This window comes from Dolichospermum lemmermannii CS-548 (genome assembly GCF_028330815.1).
GTDB lineage: Bacteria > Cyanobacteriota > Cyanobacteriia > Cyanobacteriales > Nostocaceae > Dolichospermum > Dolichospermum lemmermannii.
This window is the reverse complement of record NZ_JAQMTJ010000137.1, coordinates 1-12,239: the sequence shown is the minus strand read 5'-3', so window position 1 is coordinate 12,239 and position 12,239 is coordinate 1. Positions and strand designations below refer to the sequence as shown.

Genomic DNA, 12,239 nt, shown 5'->3' with positions numbered 1-12,239 from the left:
CTATTAAATCTTCATATTCTCAAAGAAAAACAAGTTATGAAAAGCAAAAATTTAATTTATGGTTTGATTGGGTTAGTAAGTAGTAGTGCTGTGAGTGGATTATTACTCGTCAGTAACACACAAGCACAAAGTCCCAATTCTGAACACAATTCTCATCATTCATCTAAACAAGCTAATCCCCCCAAAAAAGGGATGATGATGCAAACAGATCAGCATTTTATCGAAATGATGATTCCACACCATCAGCAAGCAGTAGAAATGGCTGATATCGCATTCACTCGCGCACAACATCCAGAAATTAAGAACCTCGCGGTTGCTATTAAAAAAGATCAAACCAGCGAAATTGAACAACTGCGAACCTGGTATAAGAAATGGTACGGTAAAGAAGTACCTGTCATGGCTATGACTGATCAAGGAATGATGGCAAATCATGGAAATATGGGACAACAGATGAACCCAGACATGATGAAAATGCCGATGAATTGCAAAATGCAGTGCATGAATATGGATTTAGAAACATTAAAAAATGCACCAGATTTTGACAAAGAATTTATTCGTCAAATGATTCCTCATCATCGGATGGCTGTACAAATGTCACAGATGATTGCTAAAAAAACTACCAAACCACAAATCCGTAATTTAGCCAAGTCTATCATTAAAAGTCAAACAGCGGAAATTAGGCAGATGGAACAATGGTATCAAAATTGGTATAAGTCCCAGCCTCTGTAAAACATTGTGAAAACCGGACTCGAAAATTTTAGGGTGTTTTCGACTCGATAATTGAGGTAAATTTGATAAAGTTTCATATCTGATTCACCCTAATAATTAGTATTATTAAATATAACTTTTATATATGCGGTTATTATTAGTTGAAGATGAACATGATTTAGGAACTAGTATTCATAATGCTCTTACCCAGCGTGATTATATAGTGGATTGGGTTGAAGATGGACAAACGGCTTGGGATTATCTGAATACTGTACCATTAAGATATGAAATTGCAATTTTAGATTGGATGTTACCGCAGTTGTCAGGGTTGGAATTATGTCAAAGATTAAGAGGGCAAAAAAATCAACTACCAGTTATGCTATTAACGGCAAGAGATAGCATGAATGATCGGGTTACGGGTTTAGATGCGGGTGCAGATGATTATCTTGTTAAACCTTTTGGGATGGCAGAATTATTGGCACGGGTAAGGGCATTACAAAGAAGATTACCAAATTTCCAACCACCGCAATTACAAATAGGTTCATTAATGTTAGATTATAGTAATTTTTCAGTTGTGAATTTAGGATTAGAACCTTCTTTACCAATTATCCTTACAGCCAAAGAATTTCAACTACTAGAATATTTAATGCAGCATCCTCAACAAATACTAACTCATGAACAAATTCGCGCTAGATTGTGGGATTTTGAAAGTGATACAGTGAGTAATGTTGTGGCTGCACAAGTGAGATTACTAAGACGCAAATTATTAGAATGTGGTTTTCCTAAAGCTATTGAAACTATGCGAGGTTTTGGTTATCGTTTTTGTGGATAATGGATGGTGTGTTACCAGGGTTGAGATCCCCGACTTCTGACATTAATTGATAATTTATTAACAAGATAAAAAAAGAAGTCGGGGATCTTATATTTACAAAATATCAAATTAGATGAATAATAATTCAATCTTTAATAATTCTCGGTTAAAATTAGCCTTTACCTATGCTGGTGTGATGGGATCAACTTTATTAATATGTGGTTGCATGGCTCATATTATTATGGTACAAGCTTTTACTCGCACTGTTGATCGAGAGTTAGAAGTTTTTGGCAAGGTATTTGAGGATAAATTAAAGACAGAGTTAAAAATTCCTGGAGAATTATCTATTACAACTCAGAAATCTTTACCAGGAATTTGTTTTAAACAACAACCTTGTTTACCAATTAAATCAGAATCGGAGTTACTGGGTTTATTATCAGAAGGATATTATCTCCGGTTTTTAACACTATCAGGAGAAGTAATTGCAGCTATTGGTAATAATCCCGATGAGTTTCCCCCTAATCTACAAATTCATCATTCTTACGATATTAAAAATCGCAATGGTGAACTATATCATTTGCATTTAATGCCCTTAAAAATCAAAGGGAATCAATTGTGGGGATACTTACAAGTAGGGCGATCTATACAACGATTAAATGACTATATGAATAGTCTACATTGGTTATTAGGATTGGGTGTTCCCTTTTCTATGATCTTAATTGGTGGTGCTGGTTGGTGGTTAGCAGGTTTAGCTATGCGACCAATTGAAAAATCCTATCAACAATTACAAAAATTTACGGCTGACGCAGCCCATGAATTAAGAACTCCGATTACATCTTTACAAACAATTGTCGAAACAAATTCAATTAATCAAGAAACTCAAAAAGCTTTGGAGAGACAAATCAAAAGATTAGTAACTTTAACCCAGGATTTATTATTATTGTCTAGGGTAGAAAGTGGTTTACAAGAAGCAAAATGGCAGGAAATTTGTTTAAATGATTTAGTGGCAGATGTGGAAGAAGAATTAATGCCAGTAGCCATGAATGCCCAAGTTTTATTATCTAGTAATATTCCGATTGAATCTTATTTCTATATTCAAGGTAATGAAGGTCAAATTTATCGAATGTTGTTGAATTTAGTTAGCAATGCTATTAAATACACTCCTGAATCTGGGGAAGTAATAATTAATCTGACAACTAATGATCATCAAGGTTTAATTACTATCAAAGATACAGGTATTGGTATTCCTACTTCAGATATTCCCCACATTTTTAATCGCTTTTACCGAGTTCATGCAGATCGTTCTCGTCATACAGGAGGATCTGGATTAGGTTTAGCGATCGCTTTAGCAATTGTCCAAAATCACAAAGGCAAATTAGAAGTACAAAGTGATGTAAATAATGGCAGTACATTTACTGTGATTTTGCCACTCTTTTCCAAAGTAAACAGCTAATTTCAACTAACATAGATGTAATCATGGCAATAGCAGCGGCCATTGCACCATTCATACCTTTGTTAATAGCAAAAGTGGTAATTATCAATAAAGTTCCTGTTCCTAACCATGTAGATAGATTCACATGACCTGTACGATTTTCACTCACTAAAAACCCCTGAATTGCATTCTGTAAGGCCACAAATAATGGCACAATTGCACAAATCAAAAGTACAGGTTTAATACTTTTAGCTAAGGTAAGATCATTACCGATAAAACTTTGGACAATGCGATCGCCTATGGGTGTTAAACTCATTAATAATAGTACAGTCGAACAAGCAGCACCTACGCTGATAGCAAAAGTCAGCAGTTGGCGATCGCTAACTTGATGGCGATATTTAATCACCATTTGCTGTACCATACGGGTAGAATTGGCAATTACCAGCACTAACCCCCAAGCCGCAGACCAAGCTGCAATGGCAATTGTCGCATCTTCAGCGCGGGCAAGAATGCTGATTAATATCGCCCTTCCGCCCCAAACCACCATCATCGAATTAGCTAGGGGTAAATAGAATTTCCATACCTGCGTTAAATTGCGAGGTAAATTAGGTTGTTCTATTTGTGGTGGTAAAATTGCCCCACTGCGACGGGCAAAAATTGTAACAACGATAGCCTCGACTATCACCCCGCCCATAAGCCCTAAGCCAGCAATTACGCCCCCAGATATTTGGTAGAAAAACCCGAATGTGAGGATTACGGCTAAAGTCAATAACCTGCAAATACTAGCTTTAGCCACAGCACCGGACTGACCATGATAAATTAATAGTCCTTGAAAATAACGCCGCCAAGCGATCGCAAATGGCCAACCGCCCATTAGTAATAATACTTGACTAACTGTAGCTAAAATTGCAGATGGTATGCCCAACAGACTCACACCGACAAAATTAAATATGATCGGTAGTCCCAACAAACTTAATAAAAAAGTTAATCCTCCACCTACCAATAATGTAAATCGCCATAATGCTTTGCGTGAATCTTGAGAACCCGCTAAAGCATTAGCAGCGTGCAAAATCATAATAATTGGACTTTCAAAAAATATCGCCAAAGATTTAGCAATACCTACAGCCGCTAAGTTATTTTGAGCATCAGGAAGATGAGCTAAGGTAGTAGTCATCATCGGATCACCACAGGCCATAGTTACATCACTGAGGGATAAAGGCAAAAATTCCCGCCATAAAGTCCCTAAACTAACTGATTGAGATTCTTGTAATTTCACTCTTGACTCCTACCAACAATATCCAATGGTACAGGTAGAAGATTAGCAATTGCTGCGGTGAGATGGGAATGTTGAAGGATGTTGATATTTTGTGCTGTTAACCAATCGGCATTGTAAACTGTTTCCAAATAGCGATCGCCCCGGTCAGGATTAAGTAGTAACATAGTTTGAGGTGTAGTAAATCTTTGAGTATCAGCTAAAGCAGCAGCCACAATTGCACCAGTGGAAGCACCTAAAAGCATCCCTTCCTGTTTAGCCAAACCATGACAAACAGAAAACGCCAAACCATCATCCACGCTATAAGCCGCGTCTAACATTTGCGGTTCAAAATTGGGGGGAACGAAAGATAAACCCAGTCCAGTCATCTTATAGGGGTGTCTGGGAGTCCCAAAAATTGCCGATCCTGCCACATCTACACCGATAATTCTTGTTTGGGGATAATACCGTTTAAAATAGCGACTGATACCGCCTAACTGTCCGGCTGTACTGACTCCAATCACTATAGCATCCGGCGCACCGCCAAAAGCAGCTTCAATTTCCCGCGCTGTCCACAGTTCATGGGCATCAGTATTGCTAGGATTTTTATGTTGACAAGGATACCAAGCACCAGCAATATTTGCGGCTAATTCCTGGGCTTTTGCCATTCTTGCTACCTGCATTGAACCCTGACTATCAGCCTCACTCAAAGGCACTTCTACCAATTCTGCACCATAAGCAGTAAGCATTCTTCGCATTGTTACAGGGGTTTTGGCATCAATCACAATCATCACCCTGTAACCCTTAGTTGCGCCTACAATTGCTAACCCAATCCCAAAGTTACCAGAACTAGATTCAACAATTGTCCCACCTGAGCGCAATAAACCTTGTTTTTCGGCTTCATTTACCAGATAAGCCGCATTTTTTTCCTTAATACTCCCACCGGGATTACAAGATTCCAATTTGAGATATAAATGATGATCTTCACAAGTGGGGTGAATTCGATTTAATCGAACAATGGGAACTTTACCTAATGCTTCTGTCACCGTGGCAAATAGCGGTGATGCTGGTAAGCTAGTTTTCAGGGTTAGTTCTGGGGAGCAAGTAACCATCATTAATAACCAAATACTGTTCATCTCTAAGGATGCCAACCTTAGATGAAATAGAGATGAAATCAGACACGCCAGGGAATAACGAACCACAGAGGCACAGAGGTCACGGAGAAATGAGGGTTATCTCGTTCCCAGTCTCTGGCTGGGAATGTGGGCTAGAAGGCTCTGCCTTCAATAAGATTAGAGACAGAGCCTCATCAACTGCATTCCTAGTCAGAGTCTAGGAACGAGATATGGTAAAGATTTGAGCTTAAATTGACCCTTGTAGTGCGGGCATCTTGCCCGCTAGATATGTACCTCATAACACCGGGAAGTGCTGTAAGTTTAATTTTCTAATGTAGAAATATAAGCTTTAACTAATAAATCAATTCCGGTAATTGCTCCACCCACAACAACAGCATTAGCACCTAAATCTAAGGCTTTTTTGGCCATTTGTGGTGAAGAAATACCACCTTCACAAATCACAAAAGTGTTGAGATTTTCTACTATTTTAGTCAGTAATTCCCAACCAGGAGGAGAAAAGTCTTGAGTTTCCTCAGTGTAGCTAAAAAGAGTAGTTCCCACAATATCCGCACCCGCATTAACTGCTAATTGTGCAGCCTCATAGGTATCTACATCTGCCATAACTGGCTTATTTAATTGATCATGAATCAGAGTAATAATATCTGCTAACTTTTCATCACCGGGACGATTTCTCGTAGTAGCATCTATAGCAATAATATCTGCACCTGCTTCAGCTACGGCCACAGCATGATGAAACTGTGGTGTAATATAAACATCACAACCTGTGATTATTTGTTTCCACAGGCCAATAATCGGCACTTGGACTTTTTCCCGCACAGCTTGAATATGACTGGGAGTGTCAATTCTCACGGCTACAGCCCCATTATTAACTGCTGCTTGTGCCATTGCGGCAATGATATAAGGATCATGTAATGGGGAGTTTACAGGCGCTTGACAGGAAACGATTAATCCTTTTGGTAAATTAGTCATGTTTGATATTGTCTAAAAGTTGTAATAAAATACTGTCAGTCATGCTTTATTTCTTGAATAATGCTTAGTAATTCAGTTGGACTATAAATAGGCAAACTAGCAGTTTTAAAATCCTTGCTATTTCGAGTTACAAAACCATCAACACCCGCATAAATGCCTGAATGATATAAAACAGCATCCTCAAAATCAGAAAAATCTGAATTTATCGCCGCTTTCAATATCACATCATTAACCTCTGCAATCGCAAATAAATTAAGCAATTGATTAATAGAAACCTTGGCTGACTGCTTTCCTATTGATTTAGTTAACAAATAATCAATCGTAGTTATCGTTGTCGCACAAAGATAACCTTGAATAATTTGCTGCTCAACAGCATTAAATAAATTAATAGAGAAGCTAACGAAAGGCTCACGCTCTAGCAAAATATCAAGAACAATATTGGTATCAAATACAATTTTCAAAGATACTTCTCCTCTAAATGTTTTTTATAGTCTGCTACATCAACATGATAACCTTTCAATATACCAACTAGCGATCGCGTAATTGGCAAAATTTCATCATTGCTAGTTTGGTGTAACAATTCTCTCTGTTCAACTAATAAATCATGGGTGGCTCGTCTGCTTTGCTCTTCTAATAATATGTTTTCCACAGCTTTCTGTACTAATAGCTGCATATCAGGCATTTCCAAAAGTTGTTTTCCCAACTCATCAGGTAACTCAATTTTAACTTGCATAAAATCCTCCATTAAAACGGCGGTTTAATTCCTAATTCTTCACAGAATAATGCAATTATAGCATCTGTGACCTGACAATAAATTTATTTATTGCCTCATTTAATGCTAACGTACAAAAGCCAAAGTTTTAAACTCAAAATTTCCATTATTAATTACCAACTATGCACAGAATCAGCGCCACACCAGGCGGATTAAATCAGTCGGAAGGTTTATTTTTCCTCGAACAAACTCCTGCCCCTTTCGTGTTGATTACAGCAGCCGATACTGACATTCAAACCCTAGCGGCTGTAGTTCCCAAATTACCTAGAGAATTTCCTGAACTCCGAGTAGCCAACTTATTACAACTACAGCAAGAAATAAGTATAGATGCTTATGGTGAACAAGTTTTAGAATCTGCCCAAATAATTGTGCTTCGTCTCATAGGAGGAAGTTCCTACTGGGCTTATGGTTTAGAAGTAGTCCAGGAAATTGTCCAACGTAATGGCACAACTTTGATTGTGATGCCAGGGGATGACGGATTTGATCCTGATCTTATTTCCAAATCTACAGTTTCTCAAGAAATTGTTCAGAAAATTTGGCAATACTTTCAAGAAGGTGGCATAGAAAATTTTCTCAACGCATTGCAATTTATCACTGATACAGCCCTATCAACAGCATTTAATCCACCAGCACCCCAATCTGTTCCCCGCGTGGGATTGTATGAGAGGAGTCAGGAGAAGAAAGAAGAAGAAAGAAAGAATCAGCCTAAAGTGGGGATTTTGTTTTATCGCGCTCATTATTTAGCAGGAAATACCAAGGTTATTGATGCTTTATGTAATGCTTTGGTAGAAAAAAATTTACAACCTGTACCTGTTTTTGTTTCTTCATTACGTGAACCTGGTGTCAGCGATAAGTTATGTGAATTGTTTGCAGAAGAAAATAATAATCATGTTAGTTTATTGATGAATACTACTAGTTTTTCCCTAGCAAGTTTAGAAACAGAAACACCACAGACTGAACTTTGGGAAAAATTAAATGTTCCTGTTTTACAAGTAATTCTTTGTGCTAGTTCCGTTGAACAATGGGAATCACAATCACAAGGTTTAACACCCCGTGATATGGCGATAAATGTGGCATTACCAGAAGTAGACGGGAGAATTATTAGCCGGGCTGTGTCTTTCAAAACTTTGCAAACTCGGAATCATAAACTAGAAACCGATGTCGTAATTTATGAACCTGTGAGCGATCGCATTGAATTTGTCGCCCAACTGGCTGCAAACTGGGTACGATTGCGGGTAAAACAGCCCCAAGAACGCCGCATAGCTCTAATTTTAGCAAATTACCCCAACACCAACGGCCGCCTTGCCAATGGCGTAGGATTGGACACTCCTGCTAGTTGTGTAGAAATTCTCAAGGCTTTAAAATTAGCTGGTTATGAACTGGGAAATACTTGTACTGAGCGAAGTCGAAGTATTCCCGAAACTGGAGACGAATTAATTGAGATTCTCACATCTAGCGTTACTAATGATCCAGAAGGAAAAGACTGGAAACCAATCAACCAAAGTTTGTCAACAGCAGAATATGAAAAATATTTTTCTACCCTACCTATAAACATTCAAAAACAAATTATCGAACGTTGGGGAGAATATTGTTCCCAATCACCAATCACCAATCACCAATCACCATTTCCCATTTCTGGAATTCAATTTGGGAACGTTTTCGTCGGCATTCAACCATCAAGAGGTTACGATCTTGATCCTAGTTTAAATTATCATGCGCCAGATTTAGAACCAACTCATAATTATTTAGCCTTTTATTATTGGGTACGAGAATCTTTTCATGCTGATGCCATAGTTCATGTTGGCAAACATGGCAACTTAGAATGGCTACCAGGAAAAAGTGTCGCTTTATCTAATACTTGTTATCCAGAAATTGCCTTGGGACAAATGCCCCATTTATATCCATTTATTGTTAATGATCCAGGAGAAGGTTCACAGGCAAAAAGACGCGCCCAAGCCGTAATAATTGATCATTTAACACCACCAATGACCCGCGCCGAATTATATGGACCATTGCAACAAGTAGAAAACCTAATTGATGAATATTACGAAGCCGAAAGTTTAGATCCTTCCCGTTTACCAACAATACGAGATCGTATTCAAGAATTAGTCATCAAAGAAAACCTATATAAAGACTTAGGAATTACCAACCCCAAAGACATCACCAACTTTGAAACCTTAATCTTAAATTCCCTAGACGGTTACTTGTGCGAACTTAAAGAAGCCCAAATCCGTGACGGCCTACACATATTCGGCCAATGTCCCCAAGGAACACAACTGCGAGACTTAATAATAGCGATCGCCCGCATCCCCAACCGCCATTATATCGGCATTACCAGAGCGATCGCCAAACAATGGCAAATAGACATAGACCCCCTCACAGACAACCTCTCAACCCCCTTCACCCCACCGATAACCCACTTTGCTCCTTTGCGCCTTTGCGCGAAACTTAAATCCTGTCATATCATCGGCGATGTCATCGAACTCCTAGAAATAGAAGCAGCCCACTTAGTAGAACAAATAATCGAAGGAACAGAAACCCAAAATTGGATAAGCGACAAACTTCTCCCAGCCCTGCGAAAAACCAGCGAAGAAACCACCAACCTATTAAGGGGACTTGATGGCAAATACGTCAAAAGCGGTGCTTCTGGCGCACCCACCCGCGGCCGCCCCGAAGTCCTGCCCACAGGTAAAAACTTTTACGCCGTTGATATTCGCGCCATACCCACAGAAACTGCCTGGGATATTGGCAGAAAAGCCGCTGAAACCCTGATTGAAACCTACACCCAAGAACATGGAGAATATCCCAAAACCCTGGGTTTATCCCTGTGGGGGACAGCTACCATGCGGACTGGTGGTGATGATATAGCCGAAGCTTTAGCTTTACTTGGTGTGCAACCCGTTTGGGATGGTGCAGCGCGACGAGTAGTAGATTTTGAGATTTTGCCTTTATCAATTGTCGGTCGTCCCCGTGTGGATGTCACCCTGAGAATTTCTGGCTTTTTCCGGGATGCTTTTCCTAATTTAATCACCTTATTTGATCAAGCTGTGAAAGCGGTTTCGGCTTTAGATGAACCAGCAGATCAAAATCCTCTAGCAGATACAGTTCGCAAAGAAACTGAACAATGGACTCAAGAAGGTTTATCTTTAGAAGTAGCAGCCGAGCGATCGCAATATCGCGTTTTTGGTTCAAAACCAGGGGCTTATGGTGCAGGACTCCAAGGACTAATGGCCTCCCAAAACTGGGAAAATGATCAGGACTTAGCCCAAGCTTACACAAATTGGAGTGCTTACGCCTACTCCTCTAGTCAGGAAACAGGGAGCAATAATGTGGAAGCTTTTGAACAACGCTTGAAGCAAATGCAAATTGTCCTGCATAATCAAGACAATCGAGAACATGATTTACTCGATTCCGACGATTATTATCAATTTCAGGGTGGTTTAACCGCAGCGGTGCGTTCTCTTCAAGGTAAAAATCCTGAAACTTATTTTGGTGATAATTCCAACACATCCCAGCCCAAAGTCCGTCAACTTAGTTCAGAAATTGCCAGGGTTTATCGTTCTCGCGTGGTTAATCCTAAATGGATAGCTGGAGTTATGCGTCATGGTTATAAAGGTGCATTTGAAATGGCTGCAACCGTAGATTTTCTCTTCGCTTACGATGCTACCGCCCAATGTGTCGAAGATTATATGTATCAAGGTGTTGTTGAAGCATATTTAGAAGATGCTGCCGTTTGTGAATTTATCCAGGATAAAAATCCTTGGGCATTGCGCGATATTGCGGAAAGACTACTAGAAGCAAATCAGCGCGGGTTATGGCAGGATGTAAGTATACAAACTTTAGAAAATCTCCGCAATTTAGTCCATCAGGCGGAAGCAACTATCGAAGAAAAATAATTTAATTTAGGAAACGAACATGGAAAACCTTGCGTATTTACATTTAGCCTTTGCCAATGAAGACATAGAAACCACTGAGTTAATATCTCTCAGTTCTTTATTCAAAAAAGCAGCAGCACCAAATTGGCAACTCTTTTCCAGCAATGCGTGGAAATACATGATTCCCCTGGTTCTTACTTTATCTATTCTTAATAGTGTTAGTAGTGTTTTCGCACTCGAAACCGAAAATAACAGCAATTCTGTCAGCAATCTAGCACAAAATTCGACATCTCAGGTTGAAACCGAAAATAACGGTGATGTTGTTAAAAATCTAGCACAAAATTCGACATCTCAGGTTGAAAAAAGCAACAAACAATTTATCAGTACAGCCCCTACAACCCTCACTACGCCACATAATATCATTTCTGTAAGCAACAAACGCAAAAACCCCAATTTCTTTGTTAAAGGTGATGAAGGTGCCGATGTCAAAGTTTTACAAGAACGCTTGAAAATCGCTGGTTTCTATTATGGCAATTCCACAGGGATTTTTGGTCCAATTACTCAAGAATCTGTCAAACGATTCCAAAAAGCTTATAACCTCACAGTTGATGGCATTGTTGGTAAATCCACATTAGCGAAATTACCAGCGGTGACTGATGAAAATGACATAACTACTTCCCAAAAATCAGATAATCAAGATACACTTAGTTTAGGCGATCGCGGTGAAGCCGTCAGAATTCTCCAAGAACAATTAATCATAGCCGGATTCTTAAAAAATCAGCCCAATGGTTACTATGGTTCTAACACAGTTGATGCTGTAAATCGCTTTCAAAAACAGCACAAACTAGAAGCTAGTGGTATGGCTGGACAAACCACCCGTTCTAAGTTATATAGTTTAGTTAAAAATTCTGCCAAAAGTGATTTTACCACTTTAGAAATTCAAAGACGACTACATGAAAAAGGTTTCTATAAAGGTCAAATCAACGGCATGATGGCATCTGATACCAAAAAAGCAATTAGTCGCGCTCAAGAATTTTATGGTATCAGCCTTAAAGATGTTAAAAGCGGAAGTTTTTAATCCCGCTTTCTCAATGCAGTTAGATTCCCGCACTACTTGATTCATCTTCCAAAATTGCAGATGTCTATCCGTTCTATAAAACTTACCCAAAATTACCAAAGTCTAGACACATCTGGACAGCGATAACCTTAGTGTTTACTTCCTGCTTCATCACGGTCTTAGAATGGCTTCTAAGAGGTTTTTCCGCTCCACAGGCAATCTCGGTA

Annotated in this window: 10 protein-coding genes; 5 read left to right on the top strand and 5 right to left on the bottom strand. The window is 39.1% G+C overall.

Annotation, left to right across the window (positions count from 1 at the left end; translation table 11 throughout):
* Window positions 1-36 precede the first annotated feature (36 nt).
* The 3 genes from PN450_RS08920 to rppB all read left to right on the top strand — a co-directional run bounded on the left by PN450_RS08920 (window position 37) and on the right by rppB (window position 2,972).
* Window positions 37-729 (top strand): DUF305 domain-containing protein, encoded by a 693-nt coding sequence (locus tag PN450_RS08920; protein ID WP_148760281.1) that lies wholly within the window; start codon window positions 37-39, stop codon window positions 727-729.
* Window positions 730-853: 124 nt separating this feature from the next.
* A complete protein-coding gene (gene rppA / locus PN450_RS08915) occupies window positions 854-1,540 on the top strand; it encodes a two-component system response regulator RppA (protein ID WP_271836057.1) in 687 nt (228 codons plus the stop codon).
* 112 nt (window positions 1,541-1,652) lie between these two features.
* Window positions 1,653-2,972 carry a two-component system sensor histidine kinase RppB gene (gene rppB / locus PN450_RS08910; protein WP_271836056.1) on the top strand — a complete coding sequence of 440 codons (1,320 nt, stop codon included), beginning with the start codon at window positions 1,653-1,655 and terminating at the stop codon, window positions 2,970-2,972.
* Here the strand turns inward: rppB and PN450_RS08905 are convergent.
* From PN450_RS08905 to PN450_RS08885, 5 genes are all read right to left on the bottom strand, one after another.
* Window positions 2,932-4,227 carry a hypothetical protein gene (locus PN450_RS08905; protein ID WP_271836055.1) on the bottom strand — a complete coding sequence of 432 codons (1,296 nt, stop codon included), beginning with the start codon at window positions 4,225-4,227 and terminating at the stop codon, window positions 2,932-2,934. The genes rppB and PN450_RS08905 overlap by 41 nt on opposite strands.
* Window positions 4,224-5,339 carry a cysteine synthase family protein gene (locus tag PN450_RS08900; protein ID WP_271836054.1) on the bottom strand — a complete coding sequence of 372 codons (1,116 nt, stop codon included), beginning with the start codon at window positions 5,337-5,339 and terminating at the stop codon, window positions 4,224-4,226. Before PN450_RS08900 ends, PN450_RS08905 begins: the two co-directional genes overlap by 4 nt.
* A gap of 300 nt (window positions 5,340-5,639) precedes the next feature.
* Window positions 5,640-6,308 (bottom strand): N-acetylmannosamine-6-phosphate 2-epimerase, encoded by a 669-nt coding sequence (locus tag PN450_RS08895; RefSeq protein WP_271836053.1) that lies wholly within the window; start codon window positions 6,306-6,308, stop codon window positions 5,640-5,642.
* A 35-nt stretch (window positions 6,309-6,343) separates the two neighbouring features.
* Window positions 6,344-6,769 carry a PIN domain-containing protein gene (locus tag PN450_RS08890; protein ID WP_148760291.1) on the bottom strand — a complete coding sequence of 142 codons (426 nt, stop codon included), beginning with the start codon at window positions 6,767-6,769 and terminating at the stop codon, window positions 6,344-6,346.
* Window positions 6,766-7,041, bottom strand: a complete 276-nt coding sequence (locus tag PN450_RS08885; RefSeq protein ID WP_148760293.1) for a hypothetical protein — start codon at window positions 7,039-7,041, stop codon at window positions 6,766-6,768. Before PN450_RS08885 ends, PN450_RS08890 begins: the two co-directional genes overlap by 4 nt.
* Window positions 7,042-7,202: 161 nt before the next feature.
* Between PN450_RS08885 and cobN the strand changes: the two genes are divergently transcribed.
* Window positions 7,203-10,976: a cobaltochelatase subunit CobN gene (gene cobN / locus PN450_RS08880; protein ID WP_271836052.1), complete on the top strand. Its 3,774-nt coding sequence runs from the start codon at window positions 7,203-7,205 to the stop codon at window positions 10,974-10,976.
* A gap of 19 nt (window positions 10,977-10,995) precedes the next feature.
* A complete protein-coding gene (locus PN450_RS08875; RefSeq protein WP_271836051.1) occupies window positions 10,996-12,033 on the top strand; it encodes a peptidoglycan-binding domain-containing protein in 1,038 nt (345 codons plus the stop codon).
* The last annotated feature ends 206 nt before the right edge of the window (window positions 12,034-12,239 follow it).